The following is a 21,129-nucleotide window of genomic DNA, read 5'->3' on the forward strand; positions in this document are numbered from 1 at the left end:
GTCGCCGCGGTCGCCGCGGGAATTGTTGGGATAACGCACCAATGGAGCGTTTCTTTAGAAGTTTGAAATCTGAGTGGATACCCGCCAGTGGTTATGGGAATTTTACAGAAGCAAATAAAGAGATCACAAATTACATCACTGGATATTACAGTGAGACCAGACCCCATCAATATAATGGTGGGTTAACGCCAAATGAGTCAGAACGTTTATATTGGAATGACTCTAAAACCGTGGCCAATTTTACTTGACCACTACAAAGGCACTCAATATTGTTAGTGCAATCAATATAACGAAGTACATCTCAAAACGATTTTTCTGCTTTTTATTCATAACTTATCCTTAGATGTTAATTTCTTTGCTATCCGCTGGACGCTTGATAAGCTGATATTTAGCCTTTTTGCGACCTCCGGTTTAGATATCCCCTCTGCAAGCATTGGAGCGGCTTCTTTCGCCTTAGTGATTGCCGTGGGTTTACGTCCTTTATACTTCCCCCGCAGTTTTGCGAGAGCGATTCCTTCAGCCTGTCTTTCTAACATCAGCTCTCTTTCAAAGGTTGCGATAGCTCCAACCATAGTCAGCATGAGTTTGCCTGTCGGGGTTGCGGTATTAATCCCGAGGTTTTGAATTTGCAGTGACACCTTTTTGCGTTCCAAAAATTCCGCAATTTCCAGCAGGTGACGAGTGTTACGAGCAAGTCTGTCGAGCTTAGTGACAATCACAATGTCACCCTCCCTGACAAACTCAAGCATGAGTTGCAGTTGTGGACGGTCATCCTTTGCACCACTTACCTTTTCTTGAAACACCTTGTCGCAGTTTGCTAATGCTTTCAGTTGGGCATCGAGACTTTGTCCCGTGGTCGATACACGGGCATATCCGATTTCTGCCATGAACGACTCCTGTTCAATAGGGCAAGGTATACTGACCAAGCCCTTCAAAAGGTCCAAAACAACCCATGTGACACGGTTATTGATGTGTTTACGACCGTGTCACATGGCCTTGGTTTATTGGTTATGAAAACAATGTGTTATTCAGATTCTTGATCTTCATCAACATCAATGTTTGCCCAAGGTTCTTCATCTGAAAGATAACGCTCAGCGAAGGCTTGGATGAGGATCGGCACTATGGTCAGCAGTGCAGCTTTAGCGACCTTTTTTAGTAACTCGTTAATGATGTTTCTCCTTCCTGATTGTCGTTCAGGCAGCCGAATACCCACCACATGAACCCATGTAGTGAAACGCTGGCCGCCTTAATGGTGTTTGCGGGTTAATCCCAGTTGATGGTTATTTGGTAGAGATCATCTACCAGATAGCTTCTGAAGTTGGCTTCCCATAGTCGGTATAGGCCGCTGAAGTGGCTTAACGGATGATGACCAACATAAGCCTGATACCCTGAAGCCTCTGCAAAGTTGAAGTCGATGTCCTTCTCTAATTCTGGGTAGTAACGTCCCTGATAGGCAAAGTCAGTGATATAGCAGAATTGCCACATGCTGGTGGTTGATGAATATTCCAAACGGATTTCGACCGGATGAAAGCCACCAGACTCAGCAGAATAGCTAGGATCACGGAAGTTAATCGTAACAGCTTTACTATTGATTGGTTTGTTAGCATCCACCAGCAATCGCTTGAGGAGCTGAGCCAAACTAAGCGTGATAGGTAGTAGTTTCCTTCCTGACTGAAGGTCAATCTGAATAGGCTGTTCAGTTGCCGCTGGTGTATTCATAACCATCCCCTTTCAGCAAACGAAACGACATCTTGATGACCAACAACAAAATGGTCTAACACTGATACATCAATAGTTGCCAAGGCTGTCTTTAAACGCTCTGTAATGCGTTTATCGGCCTCTGAGGGTTCAGGCATGCCTGAGGGATGGTTGTGGGCGAATATTACGGCAGCGGCGTTTCTATGCAGAACTATTTTTACCACCTCACGAGGATATACTGAGGCGGCATCTATCGTGCCGAAAAAGAGTTCTTCACAACTAATCAAACGGTGCTGACTATCCAGTAGCAATACCGCAAATACCTCCCGCTCGTATCCAGCCATTTTCAGTCGAAGATAGTCTTTTACCAGTTGTGGAGAGGTGAATGCCTGCGGATTAGCTTGCAGGGTGTAGCGACTCTCCAAGATAGCAATGGCTTCCCTGATAACAGAGTCTGAAGAGTCGAGTTGATTACGGTGGGTTAATGTTGAAATAAGCATATATGTTTCCTGTGTATTTGATTTACATCAGGTTTCTTATGCCTTAGTTCATGGTAAAAAATGACGGTATAAGTCAGTTGAAACGATCTCCCACCGATTAAAATAGAAATATGGGGGGTGACAAATACTGCCCCATTGAAAGTTCAATCGGAGAAAAAATCATGCACGACGAATTAGTCTTAACCTACCCCCTTTTGCTTGTTGAAGGCCGATTTACGCCAGAAACAAGAGATCATCAGATTAACGAAGCCATCAAAAACCACAGCCCCTTCTTTACAGTCGAGATTGTCCCAGATAAACGAGGTACAGATCAGAAGATGATGCACCTTCAAGGAGAGGTAGCAATGGGTGCAGGAAGCTTTAGAGATCAAGGTGCTATTAAAGCATTTCTCATTGAGAAAGGTTTTACCCCTGAGACTATCTCAATCACAAAGGATGGTAATCTATACGCGACTCATCCTAGAGAACATCTACCATATATGCACTGGATAGTCAGGCTGCTAGTCCATTTTCAGGCTTTTGGGGAATGGCTTGCGGTTAACTATTGGTATAGAGATTATCCAGATAAATAGTCATTATGGGTCGTTGCTAGACTCATCTATCAAGTGGCTAAGGTGAGTCTAGGCTCAGAATCTATGTTAACGTTCTCCGTGATCCCAACCAACCGTTATCACGAACCTATTTAGTGATCCTGCTGCAGAGCAAGCCAGTTAAGACCTTGCTCTGCAAAGACAAACAATTTATCGCTATAGCCCTGAGCTATCACGCTGCGAATAATCTCAGGATCAATATTAAGGTAATCGTGAACCAGTGCATTACGAAGACCTATCACCTTACGCCAACCGCTAAGTTCCTCAACAGGTTGTGCTCCACGCTGACAGAGGATCTCAAAAGCTTGATAGGCATCCTGCGGGCTATGTCCTGCCAATGCTTTAGCCCAATGTTTAGCAATACCGATACAGGCTTCAATCGAAACCTGCAAGGTTCGTTCAGCAGCACGATATTCAAGATTCGATAGCGAACGCTGGCTGAGTATAAGCTTTAGTTCAACCAGCTCAGCCTGATAACGGTTGAGGCTAAGGCGTAGAGACGTTATATAGGCATTATCAGACATCAGTTAGTTGTTCCTCTGCTCATTGGCGACGTTGCATAATCGAGTTCCATCGACGACATAATACGGGCCTCTTCCTGCATCCTTCGGCCTTCATCACGACTGTATAGAACCTTGTTAGCATCAATAATACCGAATGCTAGTGGAATAGGAGCCAGATTAATGTCGACGACTGAGAGCTTTCCTTCCGGCAAACCCAGTGCACGCTGCCAGTCCATCGCTAATAACTCTGCTCTTAGACGATTATCGAGCACGTTATCAGTCTTAACAGGGTCAAATGCGACCGCCAAATCCCAATCACTCTGTTCTGTAGCATTACCTTTGGCCTGAGAACCATAAAGCCATAGTGCGGCGACTTCAGGTTGGCTTGCCGCCAATGATTGTAATTGCTTAGGGTCAATGGACATGTGTGCATCCTTATCGATTAAATCATAAGCTATTGTTATAAAATATCTTCTGCCTCAGTACCTGCGATATTTCTTCATGATACTAGTCAGCAATATTACAGCTTTGCGATCAGAATATTAGTAGCATCAAGTTTCAGCTAGTCAGGGTGAGAGCCGTAATCAACTCTTTAAAAACAATAACTAATAATCCCGAAGTGTACCAACCCTCAATCAGGCTGAACAGTTGTTATTTCAAAGTTTGCTGCTAACGACCAGCTTGGACAACACCTTTTCTCCATGCCGATTTTGCTGCTGATTTCTGCCAACTCACTCTCCATCAAATGCAAGTAACATTGCCCTATTTGACAGTTTTATTGTTTTTACTTGCTGATTTTTAATTGATTTTCTAAAAATAGCTATAGAAAAAAGTTAATAGAAATACTTTAGTCAGTCTGCTGAATTTTCGGCTGAGGTTGGTGTAAAGCGGTTTAGGCTTATTGGAAATGGAGTGAAGACGAGTGAACAAGTGATTATCGACCTGATAGATGTGGGAGCCTTCATGCTGAACACTCCACCAGCACACTAGAGTTCACGTCATACGAGTTACTATCGTGAACTCTAGCATCACCAGTCTAAGACAGTTGATGCCATCTTTTATCTTCTTTTGTGACTTCCACTAAGTAAACCAGCAATAAAAACCTTATAAATTAGCACTATTCCATTTATTCATAACTACAGCCGCATTAATGAAAAAATGTCATATGAAAACCTTTTAGGCAACAATTCGCCTCTTTAACCGATTTGGTTGAAATCTCATCAATTTACTGCGTTCAACTCTAACTCCAATCGATTAAAACATTATGTGAGAGGCATGACATGAATGACCCCACCGGAGATTGAGATGATAAACCATGACCTAAACCACAGCCCTATAGCAACAGCAAGCAACGCAGTTAGCTCTAGCGTGTTCAAGCTACCTTTTGAGCTATTCCAAGATCAATTAGGCCGAACACTCTACGAGATAAGCCGGATGCCTGTTAGTAATGGCGTGCTGTTGGGTGGTAGGGAGAGTCTAGCTAATACCTTAATGAAGCGTTGCGGTTATTCATTAAGAACGGCTAAACGCCATATCGGTCGGCTGGTGGCTTCGGGACTTCTGGAATGCTCTCAAACAACTAATGCCACAGGGATGCAGGCAACAAACCTTTATCGTCGTATGTTCGATTAATAGAGGAAAGAATGCCCCTGTTTAGGTTGAAGGACGACTTAAACAGGGGAAGAGCTAAAACCAGCTCGAAGGCCAAACTACAGACAAACTATTTACATATATATTTTAGTCTGTTGGCCTCTGTTTTAGAGGATATGTCACATGACATCTCAAGTATTTGTAAGAAATAACAGATTTAACCATCAAACATTGAATGAAATCGGCTTAGAGGGCGTTAAAGCACTTTATGACTTGCCAGAGCTGATCGCTAAGCTCGTCGACAGCGAGGTTAAGCCAACATCGAGCGACTACTGCCAGTTAGAGGATGATGTTTGTCCCTTCTGTGGGCATGCAGGCTGTTTCAAAATTTATCATGCTGATCCAACAGACCAAAACTATCACTGCTACTCATGTGAGGAACACGGTGATATTTATAGTTTTCTGACCTGTTATGACCTTGCAAACAATCCCTATGATGCGGCCAACAAGTTACTTGCTGGCGAGATTGAAGGGATAACCATCAATACTCAACCCAAAGCTAAGAAAGTTAAGCCAGAGAAGCTAGAACTGACCGAAGAGCAATTCCTTCGTCGGCAAGAGCTTATGAATGCAGCATGTGAATACTACTTTGAACCTATGATTGCTGATAAAAGTAAGCCTCTTGCTACTCTTATGGAAAAGCGAAAATTCAGTCAAGAAGTACTGTTTGATAGCGACATAGGATATTCCCAAGGTCAACTTTGGTGTGCCTTAGAAGCTCAAGGCTTCAGTCGTAATGAGATGTACGCATCAGGATTGGTTAAAGAAGGCCAATCCAATCCTTCGGACTTTTTCCCAAGGGATGTCTATATCTTTCCTCATTATGATGAAGATGGACATCTTTGCCGCTTCACGTTTAAAGATCCCAAGAAAGAGAAACAATATCAAATGCCTAAGCAATTTTGGTTAAATGACATTCAGTTTTATGGACAACATTTAATAAATACCGCAGGGGCAGTCGCTATCGTTGAAGGTGAACACGACTTGTTAGCCTTACTAAATCACAACTGGGAGGGACCTGTTCTGGCAACCAATGGGCAACTGGGTCAAGAACAGCTGGCATGGGTAAAGCAGAACTTGCAAGAACGTGATGTGATCACCTTCTTTGATAGTGATGCTGCGGGTGATAAGTATCGCGAGAAGTTGGCAGAATTAGGATTATCCTCACTCACTCAAGTGGGTCTGCCTGAAGGTCAAGGCAAGGACATTGACGACTATTTAAGGCGTGAAGATGCCTTATCACTCGAGGAGCTGGTTAATCAATACGGTGTAAGCCAGCAGTCTGTTGAAGCGATCTGTGAACCTGCTGTAAAGCATGACAACACCTCGACAGACCCTGTGTCTGTGTCTGATGAACCTATCCCCGAGATCTGGGCTAACTTCAACGAAGACTCACTGAATGATGTGGGTAATGCTGACCGATTAAAAGCGATCACCAACGACAGCATGATGTACGTACCAGAACTTAACAGCATAGTTAACTTTAATGGCAAACATTGGGCTCCATCAAGCGGAAAGGAGCTTGAATATACCCGCTGTGTTGGAGAACGTCTTATCAATCAAGCTGGTAGTATGTTAGAAGAAGCAATACAAACCAAAAATAAGACTAAGTTAGCTGAAGCAGAGCAATTACAAAAATTTGGCCGGATGACGCTTAATCGTAAAAAAATGATGGATATGCTAGAAATCTTCAAGTCAGGCAATCAGATATCTTCGAACCGCTTCGATGCTAATCCTATGCTGCTTGGAGTAAACAATGGCGTATTAGACTTAGCTAACGGAAAACTATTACCTGCACAGAAAGAAATGTACATCAGCCGCTGTGGGGATGTTCATTTCGATAGCTCAGCAGGTTGCCCTCGTTGGTTACAGTTCATTGATGAAATCACCTGTGGCGACAAAGAATACGCTAAGTTTTTACAACGCATAGTCGGTTACATGCTAACCGGGCGAACAGACGAACAGGTACTGTTCTTCCTCCACGGTCATGGCTGTAATGGTAAGAGCACCTTTATGAACGTGATACAGCGATTAATGGGAAGTTATTATCATCAGATCGATAGTAGTGTTTTGCTGCAAACCAATAACGGTAATACAGGCCCTAACCCATCCTTAGTTAAGCTGGATGGTAGTCGTGTTGTTGTGGCTAATGAATTACCTGAAGGCTCTAGGATGAATGAAAACCTAGTGAAATCTATGACTGGTGATGATGTGATTGTCACTCGTCAACTCTATGCCAAGGTAGAATTAGAATACCGTCCGAAGTTTAAACTCATCATGATAGGTAACCACAAGCCCGTGATTCGTGATACGAGCCTCGGCATGTGGCGAAGAATGATCATGCTTCCATTCAATGCGAGTTTCAGTCAGGAACAGATGGACCCACGATTAATGGATAAGCTATATGCTGAACTCTCAGGTATCCTCAATTGGGCTCTAGAAGGCGTTCAAATGTGGCTAAAGGATGGCATTAAAGCCTCGATTCCCAATTCGATAAAGTCAGAAATCGCAGAGTATCGTCACGAGTCAGACTTACTCGCGATATTCCTTGAGGAATGTACCTGTAAGGGGGATTTTACCTATACAGATATGCTATATGATGCCTTTAGAAAGTGGGCTGAGCGTGATGGCGACTGGAAGATGACCCGTAATATCATGACCAAACGGCTGGTGGAGAAAGGCTTTGAGAAAGGCCGACACAACAGTAAAGCCATGATTAAAGGAATTATCTTAAAGCCAATATTTGATGACATTATCGAACTCGCTCCTGAGCCACGGCAAGCTTCAAAACCGTTGTGGAGCACAGCTAGCGGTATTTCGCCGGATCAGTATACTGTCTAACGGTTAATCTATAACCAATTGAAGAGAGGCCCTAGAGCCTCTCTTTTACTTTTTTATTGGGTTCATTTGAATGCAGTCTGTCAGTTTCGAGAACCAGATATAACTAGTTCTAGCAGGTTGTTCTAACCACTTTTTGCTCCATGCCTTGTTAGCTAAATGGCAATAGATATAGATATTGACTTGCTATTTAGAAAGCAACATAGTGATTATTAAATTGTAATCCAATAAGGTTCAGGCGTTCCAACGTTAGCTAAAAAAACTGACAATAGCATAACTAATAATGTCAACTAAACTGCTTTGTTACGCTATGAATATCGTTATACGTCTTGAGGGGAAACCGTGCAAAATCCGGGAGAAGAAGTGGTTGGTGAGTATCTTAAACTATTTTTAGCATGTGATTTTGTGGAGTACAACTTATATACGCCAGATGTTCAAGGAGAAATTGATGTCGTTGGTATCAATCCTAAAGACAAGGTCGTTTATATCTGTGAAGTAGCCACGCATTTAATTACTGGGCTTCAATATGTTAAGAATCAGCAGCCTGAGAATGTTGAGCGGTTTACTCGTAAGTTTCGTAAGAATATCCAATATGCCAACAAGTACTTTGAAGGGTATGAAAAACATTTTATGCTTTGGTCGCCAATTGTAAAAAATCAAGGGCCTAATGCTAAGCACAACCAAACTCGAGATATAGAAGAAATTAAAGAAAATCTCCGACTAGAATTTGGAGTCGAGTTAGAGCCAATGATTAATCAAGATTACCTTAATTGTTTGATTGAGCTAAGGAAATATGCAGCAAAAGAAACAAAAGAACTAAAGTCACCAATACTAAGACTCATGCAAATAGAAGAGAAGCTTGCTAAACATGCTGCCAAGCTTCATGTGTAATATTTTCTGTACTTTGCCATAACACGTTCGATGTAACTAGAAGATATCCCGCTGTAGTTAAATATGAGGCAATTACAACTTAGCGATGCCATTCAGGAATAGTGATGACTGGCATCTTATCTATCGCTTGATGCAGTTCTGAGTAGATCCCATAGTTTCGCCCCGTATTCCCCGCATTAGAGTGCCCTGTTATCGCATTTTGAATATCCTCACGCATCACCTTCCTTGCCTCTGTGATGAAACGATGGCGGAACGCATGTAGTGGTTTGAGTGTATCAAAATTTTCGATATTGAGCGTCATAAACGCCTCTTTGAGGTGCCTTGCAACCGCTAGATGATACTTAGCCTTATTGTTTGCTTTGAGCACCGGAAACAAACGGCCATCAACGGGCAAAGAGTGAAGGTAATCGAGTAATCCCAACTCGATGAGAGATCGACATACTGGCACTTTCCTTGATTCACCCGTCTTAACGGATTGGTCGTCCCTCACCTCTTGGATATGGAAAAACCATAGCTGTGGGTCGTCCTTATCCTGCTTAATGTCTTTCACATAGAGTTGAGCAATCTCTTCAGCCCTTGCTCCTGTATAGGCTAGGATAACGGGTAACCAGTAAGGTGCCTCACCATACCTTGCTTTCTGAGCATCTGTTCGAGCTAGAAAAAGTGGTAAGGAAAAAATCTGTGATAGCTCAGTGTTTGAATAGCCCGGATCTCTCACTGTCCTGACAGCTTCTTTACCCGGAGAGACTTGGTGACAAGGGTTTTTCGGCAAGATATCCAATTTCACCGCTTGCTGGAAATAGCCTGAGATAAGCTTAAGTTCCTTATCAGCGGTATTGATGCTAACCCGAGCCAACCCTTGCTTATTTGCTATCTCAATTTGCTTCTTAAAGGAGAGATCTCTGACATCATGTGTTGGCTTACTGGGACATTGAATGATCCAATTGAAGAAGTTACGCATATCAATCTTTTGGATTTGACCTATTGGCTTAGCGCCGAAAAACTCGATGAGTCTGTTGCATGGTCGATTGCGGTCTGCTTGCCATGACTTAAAGGCCGTCTCACCTAAGATGAGACTTTTTTGAGTATTAACCCATTCAACCAAATGAGAAACGGTAGATGATGTTGAGACATCCCCTCGGGTAGCCATATCATCAGGAACGACTTCTAACCCTGATTCAGCTAGTGCAGCACGACTGTTATCAGCAAAATCCTGCACATTCCCTAAGTCACTTCGTGGCATGAACAGTGGCTCGAAGCCTCTATTTCGTTCCCGTCGTGTATATACTTCTAGGTCAAATGCAGAATTACACAGCCTAATAATAGCTTCAGCTAATTTGACAGAGAGATACAGCCTAGCGGCATGGGAAAAGCGTTGGCACTGAGACAGATTGAGAGCTTCATCAACGAAATCGTTCATGTGACTCATGAAGCGTTGTTCTGCTGATTGCTGGTGGATAGTCCCTTCAGCGTCATTTAACGCCTCTAACGGATCGCTAAACCACTCTGCCATCGCTTCAAGCCCATCGGATGTCTCTAGGGTATATCGAGCGAGGATATCTGGCTGGCTTAGTCGTTGACGTTCATTAACGAACCAATGACTCACGATAGCATCTAATTGTGCAGGGTTAACTTGCTGCTCTCGTTCTTGATTATCGTAACGCAGCTGGGCATTAGCCGTGATAGCTTCAAACTCTGCAACAATGACTGATGCCCGAGATTTTGCTTCTGCTGCGTCCTTAGTTTCAAGACTTCTTTTAAGCTCTGTTTTACCGTCTAAGAAAGGCCGTAAATGTGCAGGAATACCCTTGCGGATTTTCCACATTCCAGACTTCGGATCTCTGCGAGGTTGGATCATAAATGCCATCGTTTTGTACCACCCTTTTGTACCACCTTAAGGTGCCAAAGGTTGGTTAGCCATTGGATTAAGCAACTATAATTCAATAAGTTTTTGATAGAAAAGAAAAAACCCGACCATGTGATCGGGTTCTTAGAATTTGGCGGTGAGAGAGGGAGTCGAACCCTCGATACGTTACCGTATACACACTTTCCAGGCGTGCTCCTTCGGCCACTCGGACACCTCACCATATATCGATTTATGTTAGCGTGGTTAATCTTTCACGTTCAAGAATCACTAACGATTTCATATAGCCCTGCCGAGAGGCTTTCATCGTTAACGGAGCGGTACTGTACGCAAAAGCCTAAAGGGGGTCAAGTAAAAAAGACTCAGTTTCAGGCGGTTGCGCAATTGCTAAACAAACCGCCGTGATTTATTGAATCTTTTCACCGTTTTATACCGTTAATTGACGGTAAATTTGTGTACTTCTTTTGACATTGAATTCGCGTCAAACGTTAGGGCTTTGGTCAGCTCCCTAAGCTCATCGGAGATCCTTTGAGTATTAAGGTAAATCTCACTGATCTTCAGTGCATTACGATTTACGTCTTCGGATACCGCCGATTGCTCATGGGTTGCTGTAGCAATTTGCTCGTTCATGCGGTCAATAATGTCTACTTGCTCCACAATACGTTTCAATTCGATACCTGCCTGTTCAGCTTCATGGACACTGCTATTAGCCTGAGCTAATCCTCTGTCCATAGCTTTTACTGCAATGCTCGCTCCCGCCTTCAATCTATCTGTCATATTTTTAATGTCAGAGGTCGAGGTTTGTGAGCGCTGCGCTAAACTTCGGACTTCGTCTGCAACTACAGCAAAACCGCGACCCATTTCCCCTGCGCGAGCAGCTTCAATGGCGGCATTAAGCGCGAGTAAATTAGTTTGCTCAGCAATACTGCTGATCACTTCAAGCACTACCACTATGCCGTGAATTTCACGGTCTAAATCGTTAATGGCTTTAGAAGCTCCACTAATATCGTCGGCTAACGCTTTGATCGCTTTGCTGGTTCGGCCGACTTCGAGGTTGCCTTCTTTAGCCTCTATATTGGCGGCGGAAGACGCTTCGGATGCCTGCACTGCATTACTGGCAATCTCGGCCACTGTTGCACTCATTTCTGTCATAGCGGAAGCTACTTGTTCTGCCTCACTGTGGCCCGCCATCACATCTTGCTCCATGGCATGGGTACAGAGATCCATTTGCGCCACAGCTTGTTGCAATTTAGCGCCACTGGAACGTACATGTAGGATCACCTTTTCAAAATCACTCATCATGTCGTTAAAGGCGATGGCGAGTTCACCGAATTCATCGGAGCTAGAGTGAGTCAGACGCACACTTAAGTCGTAATGTTTACGGGCTTGCGTGATGGTCGAATATAAGTGATGCACACTGTCATGCAAATAACGGATAACAGATAGACTCAATATCAAGACTATCGCCAATACTGAGATTAAGGTCGCGAGCACTAAGAACATTTTCTCATTCGCTAAGGTTAATCTTTCATGGGTGGTATTAAGTAAATCTGCCGAGACTTGCTGTTCAAACTCACGTAATAGCTCAATCCGCACGGTCGATTTACTGAACCACTCTTCAGGACTTTGTTGCAGGATTTTTTGATTATCTTGCTCGAATGCGATTTGACGTAACAGCTCAACGTCATGCATTGCAGCTGAACTCTGTAAACGGTTAAACGAGGATAATAAATCAGAATTTGCTAGCGCTAAAAAACGCTCTTGATAGGTATTTTGCTCTGAAACCAAAGTGATAAATTTGGCATAAACCTTAGGCTTAAATCCAGCTTGGCCAAAGGTTGAGCTGAGTACCGCCCTTTCAATCCCCGCCCTTTCCTTTAATTGCAAAAAAGCACTAAAAGCCGTCGCTTTAATGGCGATTTCTTGATTAGCACCCGTTTTTGCGGTTTCATCGACTATTGTCAGTAATAACTTATTTAACTCAGTGTAATAGGCAACTTCATCGGCGACACTGATACTTAAACTATCCACCTGCGAGCGGATTGCATTTAAACGCCCGAGTTGAGCGTTTAGCTCTCTAAGTTTTGGGGCAAATATCTCCGGCAGATGATTCTCAGTGATAAAACGCTGATAGAGGCCGAGCTGCGTATCCGTTAATTGTCTTTGATCAGGTATTTTACCCGCAAACGCTTTTCCTGCTGAGCCAATAAATCCAGCACTCATGCCGCGCTCTTTTTGTAACTCATGCACTAAATTACTGTTGGTGACGGCTAGCTCGCTTAATTGCACCACTAAGGTTAAATCTTTTCTATATTCATATTTTTCAATGAGGTAAAGCGTGCCACATAAAAAACAGGCTAACAGTGGAGGCAAGACAACCATTAATAATTTTTGTTTTAGACTGAGATTACCAATCCATTGCCATTTCATAGAAATATCCTTTTAAACTTAGTTTTAGATCCAAATACCGAACACTAGGTATAGCATAATATCAACCGTAGGACGACTAAGGTTTATTGAAATTGCACAAGCTAATATCCTGATAAACGAGGATTTCCCCCATATTCCATCAATTGTTTAGATTTTGCTAATCGCAGAGCAAACTTGAGAAACGTCAAACAAGAATAAGATAGAAATAAAAAACGCATTGAAAATTCCAATACGTTTTTCTAAAGAAAGGAACACTTAATCTGTGAATGAAGATGACTCTAGCTGAAAAGCTGTGGGAATAATCCCTTCACACCAGCCGCAATGACTTCGATACCAATGGATAACATCAAGAGTCCCATGAGACGGGTAATCACGTTAATACCCGTTTTGCCGAGGATCTTATAAATGATAGATGCCATTCTAAACAAACCAAAACTCACTAAACCAAACACTATCACAGTAATGAACATCGCAATAATGTTCGACAATGAATTATGCTCAGCGGCAAAGACAATCACCGAACTGATAGCGCCAGGTCCCGCCATCAGTGGCAAAGCCAAAGGCACAACCGCCACAGATTCCATCGCCGAGGATTCGCGGTCTTCCTCTTGGTTACGCTTCACTTCGCCTAACTTACCTTGCAACATTGACATCGCAATAATGGCAATCAGGCTGCCACCAGCAATTCTAAAGGCAGATAACGAAATGCTGAACATATTCAGAATGTGCTGCCCCGCCACAATCGTGACTAAGAGGATCACCACAACTGCAAAGTTCGCTACTTTACCCGTGTGATTCCGCTCAGCCTCCGTTTGATGGCTGGTTAAGCTCACAAACACAGGCAACAAGCCAACCGGATTAATGATGGCAACGAGGCCAAGAAAAAATTTAACGTAAAGAGTTAACTCCAAGGGACTATCCTTATGTGCGTGTCACGCCGTCTTCATCAAAATAAGCTTGAGGGCAAGTATAGTATCTCAAGCGCTATTGACTGAAAAATGAGATTTTTGAGGTTAAATCACAACTTCGAATAATATTTAGTTATCGAAGCCGATGCATTTTCAGCGCAATTTTAAACAAACAAGTTACCCTAAGTGTAGTTTTATTACATAAAAGCACGATATTGTCGTTGATATCACACTTTCAACGCGGCTTTAGGTGTAATTTTCTACCATAAAGAGGATTTAGTGAATGCCTTGATTCACTAAATCTTTTTAGGAGTATTAATCATGACAGTGACCAATGCACAAGAACTGGATCTCATGGTCGAGCGAGTAGCGAAAGCACAAGCCGAGTATGCAACATTCAGCCAAGCGCAAGTCGATAAAATTTTCCGTGCAGCCGCCCTTGCCGCTGCCGATGCGCGTATCTCGCTGGCGAAAATGGCCGCCGCAGAAACCCGCATGGGCGTGGTTGAAGACAAAGTAATTAAAAACCACTTTGCCTCTGAGTACATTTATAACAAATATAAAGATGAAAAAACCTGCGGGATTTTATCTGAAGATGTCACCTTCGGTACTATTACCATTGCAGAACCCGTAGGCATCATCTGTGGCATAGTCCCCACCACTAACCCCACATCAACTGCAATATTTAAAGCCTTAATCAGCCTTAAAACCCGTAACGCAATTATCTTCTCGCCCCATCCTAGGGCCAAAGTTTCAACCACAACCGCAGCAAAATTAGTGCTTGATGCTGCCATAGCCGCAGGCGCGCCCAAAGACATTATTGGTTGGATTGATGAACCGAGCGTTGCACTATCAAATCAATTGATGACTCACCCTAAGGTGAATTTAATCCTCGCAACGGGTGGCCCTGGCATGGTGAAAGCCGCCTACTCTTCCGGTAAACCCGCGATTGGCGTAGGTGCGGGTAACACGCCTATTGTTATCGATGAAACCGCCGACATCAAACGCGCGGTCAGTTCGATTCTCATGTCGAAAACCTTCGATAACGGCGTCGTTTGTGCGTCAGAACAAGCGGTAATTGTGGTCGACAGTATTTATGAGCAGGTTAAAGAGCGTTTCGCAACCCACGGTGGCTACATGCTATCGAAGGATGAAACCGCTGCGATGCAACACGTCATTTTAAAAAATGGCGGTTTAAATGCTGATATCGTTGGCCAAAGTGCTGCCAGTATCGCGAAAATGGCAGGCTTTGAAGTGCCGCACTGGACAAAAGTGTTGATTGGTGAAGTCACCGACATTTGCGATAGCGAAGCCTTCGCCCATGAAAAATTATCGCCATTACTTGGCATGTACCGCGCCATCGACTTTAACGATGCCATGGATAAAGCCGAAGCCTTAGTCGCGCTCGGCGGCATTGGCCACACATCAGGGCTTTATACCGACCAAGATACCCAAACAGAACGTGTGCATGCCTTTGGTTTTAGAATGAAAACAGCACGTATTTTGATCAACACCCCAGCTTCACAGGGCGGCATTGGCGATCTGTACAACTTCAAACTGGCGCCTTCGCTCACTTTAGGCTGTGGTTCTTGGGGCGGCAACTCGATTTCAGAAAACGTTGGCCCGAGTCATCTGATCAACAAAAAAACCGTCGCTAAGAGGGCCGAAAACATGTTGTGGCACAAGCTTCCTGCATCCATCTATTTCCGCCGCGGCAGTTTACCCATCGCACTAGAAGAACTGAGCGATAAAAAACGCGCCTTAATCATCACAGACAGATTTTTATTCAACCACGGTTATTGCGATGAAACCATGCGGATTTTAAAAGCCCAAGGCCTTGAAACCGAAATTTTTTACGATGTTGAAGCCGACCCCACCTTAGCCATAGTCCGTCAAGGCGCTAAGGTGGCCCAAAGCTTTAAACCCGATGTGATTATTGCGCTCGGCGGCGGCTCACCAATGGATGCGGCGAAGATTATTTGGGTGATGTACGAGCATCCAGATGTGGATTTTGCCGATTTGGCGCTGCGCTTTATGGACATTCGTAAACGTATCTACAAATTCCCTAAAATGGGCACCAAGGCCATGATGGTGGCAATTCCTACCACCTCAGGCACAGGCTCAGAAGTCACCCCTTTTGCAGTGGTGACAGACGAAATTACAGGTAAAAAATACCCGATTGCCGACTATCAACTCACGCCCAATATGGCGATTGTTGATCCAAATCTTGTGATGGACATGCCTAAATCCCTCACCGCCTTTGGTGGCATAGATGCGGTGACCCATGCATTAGAAGCCTATGTTAGCGTGATGGCGAATGAGTACAGTGATGGCCAAGCGCTACAAGCCCTCGATTTACTGTGCAAATATTTACCCGATGCCTACAACTTGGGCTCACAATCACCTGTCGCCCGTGAAAAGGTCCACAATGGCGCCACTATTGCGGGTATCGCCTTTGCTAACGCTTTCCTTGGGATTTGCCACTCAATGGCACACAAACTGGGCGCCGAATTCCATCTCGCCCATGGCCTAGCCAATGCGCTGCTAATCAACAACGTAATACGCTTTAATGCAACGGATCTGCCCACTAAGCAAGCGGCCTTTAGCCAATACGACAGGCCAAAAGCCCTGTGCCGTTATGCTGCCATCGCAGATCACTTGAAACTAGGCGGAAAGACGGATGAAGAAAAAGTCGAAAAATTGCTTGAGAAAATCACACACCTCAAGAAGACGATTGGCATTCCTGCTTCTATCCAAGAAGCCGGTGTCAACGAAGCCGACTTCCTCGCCAAGTTAGATGAATTAGCCGAAGATGCGTTCGATGATCAATGTACCGGTGCCAACCCACGTTACCCATTGATTAACGAGCTGAAACAACTGTTCCTCGATAGCTACTATGGCCGTGACTATAGCGATAACAACTAGGTTATCGCCTGCCAATGCTAGGCTCGTGCTTAATAAAAGCCGCGCGACATAAATGAAAAAGCCCTCGAATGAGGGCTTTTTATTGCGTGATGTTCCGTGGCTTACCTAGTTAATGAGTGACTGAATCGATGCGTTAACATCACGAACGTAAAATCACTTCACTAGCCGCTAGCTCAACGGGGCATCACTCAACTTACGATCACTAAGCTAATCACCACTTAGCTGAGCATCACAACAAACTACGACTAACGCTGCGCCAGCACATAATCGATGGCGCTGGTGATGGCCGCAACTTGCGCCAGATTACATTCAGCTGGCGTGGCCGTTGGGCTATCTGGGTACACTTCTGTCGTTGTGTTATAGATACACCCCGTGACACTGCTGCAAAGCCCTAATGACTTAAGCGGATAGTTAATCATCCCGTGCTGCACCACAGTCGAGCCAATGATCTCGCCTTTCTCATCGGCAGGAGCAATGTGCGTCACTTTACTCACACCATCAATAATGGCTTTCTGAAAGGCATCCATTGAGTGTTCTGTATCACCCACAGCATAAAAACCATCTGGGATAGTACCTTTGACGTACTCTTTTCCATCACGGGCGCAAAGCGCTGGACGAAATTCTAATTCATCTGAATCAGTGGTTTCATGTAAATCCACATGCACATCAAAATCTTGCTCTACGGATGCGACTAAGGCCATCAAGGCCGCCGATTCTTCCGCTGGACTATTGGCATAAAATGAGCGATTAGGATCGATAGCCTTAGGGTTCCAACGGTTGATAGTTTCGTAACCCCAAGGACTCACGCACACGGCGATCACAAGATTGACGCGCTCAACATAATGAGCCGCCTTATCCGCTAAAAATGCCAGGGCACCATGAACACCGCTGGTTTCGTAACCGTGCACGCCACCCGTGACTAATACTGTCAGTTTTTGAGGATCGAAGGACGCTGGCTTAACCGCAAGCAAGGGATAACGCTCCGCATTTATCGATAAGGCGCCATATTGCACAACAGCAAGCCCAAGTGCTAAGAGTGATGCTTCCATCGCCTTGAGTGGCGTCACGACATCGTCCTGATACGAACGCTTGATTTTGGCGCTTGCAAGCCATGCAGCTTTTTCAGCCTCGCCCCATTTTTCGCCTACGGTGCCGATGGGATAAAATGTTAAATTTGCCATAATTCCTCTATTTTTAGTTCTATTCGGTAAAGTTCTTTTTATTCAAGCTCTTTTCGCTCAAGCTTTTTCGTTGAATTACTATTCAGTCGAATGATAGTGCTCGTATTCGGATGATAAATGAGTACAGTCAACCTAAAGCACTAACTGCATGGGAATATCGCGGATCCCGCCACGTTCTCGCTCGGGTCCAAGGGGCATAAAGCCAAAGCCTAGGTACACAGCCTGCGCATTCAGCGCCGAGTTCACGGTAAATATGCCCGAATTGCCTTGGGCTAAACATTGAGCTTTGGCATGTTCCCACAACATTCGCGCCACGCCTTGCCCCTGCGCATGGGAGGCGACAAAGAGATGGTATAAGTGACTATTCGCCTTCATCCCCACTACACCTGCAAGTTGGTCCGAGTCCGTTATGGCAACATGGTACTGATAACCCATAGCAAAGTAGCTACCAATCGCTTCTATCGACATGGCATTAACTAAGATTGCAGCGCCCTCTGCAGTGCAAGTTGGGGCGATAAATTCTTGGGTTAATTGAGTGAGTAATACGCTTATTTCAGGGATATCAGTTAAGGTTGCGGCTCGAATGTTCATCTTAACTCCTTGATTAAAAAAATTTCATGACACCATAAAAAGCCAGAACAAAGTCTGGCTTTTTAAGATACTGAATCAAAAGGCACTCAATCCAAATACACTTGGTCAGAAGACGCTTAGTTTAAATACAGACTAAAAATACTTTGATTGTCAGTTGAGCATTAAATGACTCGCCGATAATAATCCTATCAGGGCGAGCATTGCTTCTATGGGCTTTCGTCGGTGCAAAGCCCATAAACGCACGGGTCGTTATTGCTTAGTCCAGCGGTTCATCCAACCGAAGACATTAGCATACCATTGCTCTAAGTTTTCAGGTTTTAAGATCCAATGGTTTTCATCAGGGAAAATCAATAACTCTGATGGGATCCCTTTGCGCTGCATAAAACTGAATGCCGCTAAACCCTGACCATAAGGGACGCGGAAGTCCTTCTCACCGTGGATAACCAGCATGGGTGTTTTCCAGTTTTCAACATAATTCACTGGGTTAAACTTCTCATATAACGCTTTGTTATCTGAATAAGTGCCGCCAAACTCATGCTCTGCGAACCACACTTCTTCAGTCACGTAATACATAGAACGCATATCGAACAGACCTGCGTGGTTAACTAAGCACTTGAAACCATCGTTCCAGTTACCTTGGATCCAGTTCATCATGTAGCCGCCGTAAGAACCGCCGAGCGCACAGGTGTTTTGCGGATCGAGCCATTTTTGTTGCTGGCTCACCGCCGCTAGACCTTTTTGTAGATCTTCTAATGGCTTACCACCCCAATCTTGGCTGATTGAATCAGTAAAGGCTTGGCCGTAACCGGTAGAGCCGTGGAAATCCACCATGACGACGCCATAACCCGCACCCGCCCATAATTGGGCATTCCAACGACCACTGAAGGCATTACCAAATGAACCTTGTGGCCCACCGTGAACGAGATAGGCAATTGGGTATTTTTTCCCTTCTTGGAAGTTCGCCGGTTTGATCCAGTAACCGTAAACGTCTTCGTTATTCCAACCTTTAAAGCTGAATTGTTCAAACTTACCAAACTTGATCTCGGCCAATTTGTCTTTATTCACTTCGGTCAGACGTTTAAGCCCTTCACCTTCGGTCGTAATGCTATAGAGATCGCCCGGTTCAACTAAGGTTTTGCTATCGAAAATCAGTTGTTCGTTAGTGACCGCAATTAAACTGTTCGTGCCATCACTGTAGACAGAACGCACATCGCCAAATTGGGTATTCACTTGGAAAATTGAGACTTGACCTAAATCTTGTGCCGTCACATACAAGGTACGATTGTCAGGAGCAAACATCAGTGAGCTTGGGCTGCGATCCCATAATGGCGCCACTTCTTTGGTTTGGCCTGTGCTAGTATCGCGCAGCATAATGCCGTAGCGATCTGCTTCAAAACCCGGTTTTTTCATTGCTAAATAGGCCATGTAACGACCATCGCTCGAAAATGTTGGCTGCGCATCCCATGCAAGATTGTCTTTGGTTAAGTTGGTTGCAGTGCCGCCTGTCACTGGCACTTGCCACAAATCATAGTTAGTGGTCCAAGCTTGATCTTTGCTAGGGGCTTTCGCGCTATAAACCACAAACTTACCGTCTGGGGTGAAAGTTACTTCTTCCATACCCGAGAAAGGTTTTGGCGGCGTTTCAGTATCTAAACCTTGAGTCACATCCACTACTTTAGTGAGTTTTTCACCGTTTACAGCGCCCACAAATAAGTGGTTACGGGCGTGGTCTTCCCACGTATCCCAATGGCGAACCATTAACTGCTTGTATTCACGGCCAGTCGATTTACGCTCAGCTTCAGCGGTAAATTTATCCTTTGAGCAGGCTAAGTCCTTACACTCTGGGAATACCCGCATGCTAAGTACAACTTGTTTACCGTCGTTTGATAATTTATAGCCATCAATATCCAAAGGTAAATCAGAAACTTGTACCGCTTCACCGCCCGTTAATGGCAGTTGAAATAACTGGCTTGAACCACTGCGACTGGCAAGGAAATAAATCGACTTATCGTCATTGGCGAAGCTCACATCGTGCTCTGTGCCCGTGGCAGAGGTCAATTGCAGTGGTTTCGCCTTCGTGTCTATCAAATCTAATAGATACAGATCCGAGCTGGCCTCTCCTTTATCGTTTACCGTTTTAAGACCATAAACTAATTTAGTGCCATCATGGGACACAGTCGCAGAGTGCATCTTATTGAGTTTAATGAGTTGTTGCACAGTAAAAGGCGTTGGATCGGCCGCTTGGGCTGATAACGCCAGTCCCGCAGCGCCGAGCGCCAATAGGAGAGGAGCTATTTTCATTGTTATGTCCGTCTTTGGTTAAACTGGTTCGATAGTTGCGCCAATCATTGCAAGGGTTCTATTGAAATTGCAATAGTTCTACTGAGTTGCAACCGCACGAATGTTAAAAACGATCTGAGATCGTATCTTTCGAAGATAAGCTTGCCACACTATCGAAACAAAAACGCTCAGGCAAGCCAAATGGCGAACCTGAGCGTATTTTTTTGTGACAAAATGTCAGTGGCGCAACGTTTTACCTCAAGAACAGATATCAGAACTC

Annotated in this window: 18 protein-coding genes and 1 tRNA gene; 6 read left to right on the plus strand and 13 right to left on the minus strand. The window is 44.4% G+C overall.

Going from position 1 to position 21,129, the window contains the following annotated elements; all coding sequences use genetic code 11:
• The coding region (locus tag L5L91_RS00005; RefSeq protein WP_263235290.1) for an integrase core domain-containing protein at window positions 1-248 on the plus strand (248 nt) is incomplete at its 5' end.
• A gap of 78 nt (window positions 249-326) precedes the next feature.
• Here L5L91_RS00005 and L5L91_RS00010 read toward each other — a convergent pair.
• The 4 genes from L5L91_RS00010 to radC all read right to left on the minus strand — a co-directional run bounded on the left by L5L91_RS00010 (window position 327) and on the right by radC (window position 2,198).
• Window positions 327-887, minus strand: a complete 561-nt coding sequence (locus L5L91_RS00010; protein WP_263160996.1) for a recombinase family protein — start codon at window positions 885-887, stop codon at window positions 327-329.
• Window positions 888-1,024: 137 nt separating this feature from the next.
• Window positions 1,025-1,213 carry a hypothetical protein gene (locus L5L91_RS00015; protein ID WP_105252320.1) on the minus strand — a complete coding sequence of 63 codons (189 nt, stop codon included), beginning with the start codon at window positions 1,211-1,213 and terminating at the stop codon, window positions 1,025-1,027.
• A gap of 50 nt (window positions 1,214-1,263) precedes the next feature.
• Window positions 1,264-1,719, minus strand: coding sequence for a DUF2787 domain-containing protein (locus L5L91_RS00020; protein WP_263235292.1), 456 nt, complete (start codon window positions 1,717-1,719; stop codon window positions 1,264-1,266).
• Window positions 1,716-2,198 (minus strand): RadC family protein, encoded by a 483-nt coding sequence (gene radC, locus L5L91_RS00025; RefSeq protein WP_263138372.1) that lies wholly within the window; start codon window positions 2,196-2,198, stop codon window positions 1,716-1,718. The genes L5L91_RS00020 and radC overlap by 4 nt, the downstream gene beginning before the upstream one ends.
• Before the next feature lie 161 nt (window positions 2,199-2,359).
• Between radC and L5L91_RS00030 the strand changes: the two genes are divergently transcribed.
• Window positions 2,360-2,770, plus strand: a complete 411-nt coding sequence (locus L5L91_RS00030) for a hypothetical protein (RefSeq protein WP_198573314.1) — start codon at window positions 2,360-2,362, stop codon at window positions 2,768-2,770.
• A gap of 110 nt (window positions 2,771-2,880) precedes the next feature.
• On the opposite strand, the gene hepT is transcribed toward L5L91_RS00030, so the two are convergent.
• Together hepT and mntA are read right to left on the minus strand one after the other, a co-directional pair.
• Window positions 2,881-3,312 carry a type VII toxin-antitoxin system HepT family RNase toxin gene (gene hepT / locus L5L91_RS00035; protein WP_263235294.1) on the minus strand — a complete coding sequence of 144 codons (432 nt, stop codon included), beginning with the start codon at window positions 3,310-3,312 and terminating at the stop codon, window positions 2,881-2,883.
• Window positions 3,312-3,716, minus strand: coding sequence for a type VII toxin-antitoxin system MntA family adenylyltransferase antitoxin (mntA, locus tag L5L91_RS00040; RefSeq protein WP_041408500.1), 405 nt, complete (start codon window positions 3,714-3,716; stop codon window positions 3,312-3,314). The genes hepT and mntA overlap by 1 nt, the downstream gene beginning before the upstream one ends.
• An 880-nt stretch (window positions 3,717-4,596) precedes the next feature.
• Here mntA and L5L91_RS00045 point away from each other — a divergent pair.
• The 3 genes from L5L91_RS00045 (at window position 4,597) to L5L91_RS00055 (ending at window position 8,670) form a co-directional block, all read left to right on the plus strand.
• Window positions 4,597-4,923: an ArsR family transcriptional regulator gene (locus L5L91_RS00045; protein WP_150102351.1), complete on the plus strand. Its 327-nt coding sequence runs from the start codon at window positions 4,597-4,599 to the stop codon at window positions 4,921-4,923.
• Between the two features lie 141 nt (window positions 4,924-5,064).
• Window positions 5,065-7,782: a phage/plasmid primase, P4 family gene (locus tag L5L91_RS00050; protein WP_263235296.1), complete on the plus strand. Its 2,718-nt coding sequence runs from the start codon at window positions 5,065-5,067 to the stop codon at window positions 7,780-7,782.
• Window positions 7,783-8,121: 339 nt separating this feature from the next.
• A complete protein-coding gene (locus L5L91_RS00055) occupies window positions 8,122-8,670 on the plus strand; it encodes a hypothetical protein (protein WP_263235299.1) in 549 nt (182 codons plus the stop codon).
• 79 nt (window positions 8,671-8,749) lie between these two features.
• On the opposite strand, the gene L5L91_RS00060 is transcribed toward L5L91_RS00055, so the two are convergent.
• The 4 genes from L5L91_RS00060 to L5L91_RS00075 all read right to left on the minus strand — a co-directional run bounded on the left by L5L91_RS00060 (window position 8,750) and on the right by L5L91_RS00075 (window position 13,875).
• Complete coding sequence (locus L5L91_RS00060; RefSeq protein WP_263235302.1) at window positions 8,750-10,528, minus strand: DUF6538 domain-containing protein; 1,779 nt, start codon at window positions 10,526-10,528, stop codon at window positions 8,750-8,752.
• A 140-nt stretch (window positions 10,529-10,668) separates the two neighbouring features.
• A tRNA-Ser gene (locus L5L91_RS00065) sits at window positions 10,669-10,756 on the minus strand.
• A 213-nt stretch (window positions 10,757-10,969) separates the two neighbouring features.
• On the minus strand, window positions 10,970-12,964 hold the full coding sequence (locus L5L91_RS00070; protein WP_263235305.1) for a methyl-accepting chemotaxis protein: 1,995 nt from the start codon (window positions 12,962-12,964) through the stop codon (window positions 10,970-10,972).
• Window positions 12,965-13,242: 278 nt separating this feature from the next.
• Window positions 13,243-13,875, minus strand: a complete 633-nt coding sequence (locus L5L91_RS00075) for a YchE family NAAT transporter (RefSeq protein WP_006081420.1) — start codon at window positions 13,873-13,875, stop codon at window positions 13,243-13,245.
• A gap of 318 nt (window positions 13,876-14,193) precedes the next feature.
• Between L5L91_RS00075 and adhE the strand changes: the two genes are divergently transcribed.
• Entirely contained in the window at window positions 14,194-16,797 is a 2,604-nt protein-coding gene (gene adhE, locus L5L91_RS00080) for a bifunctional acetaldehyde-CoA/alcohol dehydrogenase (protein ID WP_263235308.1), read from the plus strand.
• 245 nt (window positions 16,798-17,042) lie between these two features.
• Here adhE and L5L91_RS00085 read toward each other — a convergent pair whose 3' ends face one another.
• The 3 genes from L5L91_RS00085 to L5L91_RS00095 form a co-directional block, all read right to left on the minus strand.
• A complete protein-coding gene (locus L5L91_RS00085) occupies window positions 17,043-17,978 on the minus strand; it encodes a M14 family metallocarboxypeptidase (RefSeq protein ID WP_263235310.1) in 936 nt (311 codons plus the stop codon).
• 132 nt (window positions 17,979-18,110) lie between these two features.
• The gene (locus tag L5L91_RS00090; RefSeq protein ID WP_263235313.1) at window positions 18,111-18,569 is read right to left on the minus strand and encodes a GNAT family N-acetyltransferase; all 459 of its coding nucleotides are present in this window, start codon (window positions 18,567-18,569) and stop codon (window positions 18,111-18,113) included.
• A 249-nt stretch (window positions 18,570-18,818) separates the two neighbouring features.
• A complete protein-coding gene (locus L5L91_RS00095) occupies window positions 18,819-20,870 on the minus strand; it encodes an alpha/beta hydrolase family protein (RefSeq protein ID WP_028760136.1) in 2,052 nt (683 codons plus the stop codon).
• Between the last annotated feature and the right edge of the window lie 259 nt (window positions 20,871-21,129).

It is taken from the genome of Shewanella sp. SM55, assembly GCF_025654025.1.
GTDB classification, from domain to species: Bacteria; Pseudomonadota; Gammaproteobacteria; order Enterobacterales; family Shewanellaceae; genus Shewanella; species Shewanella oncorhynchi.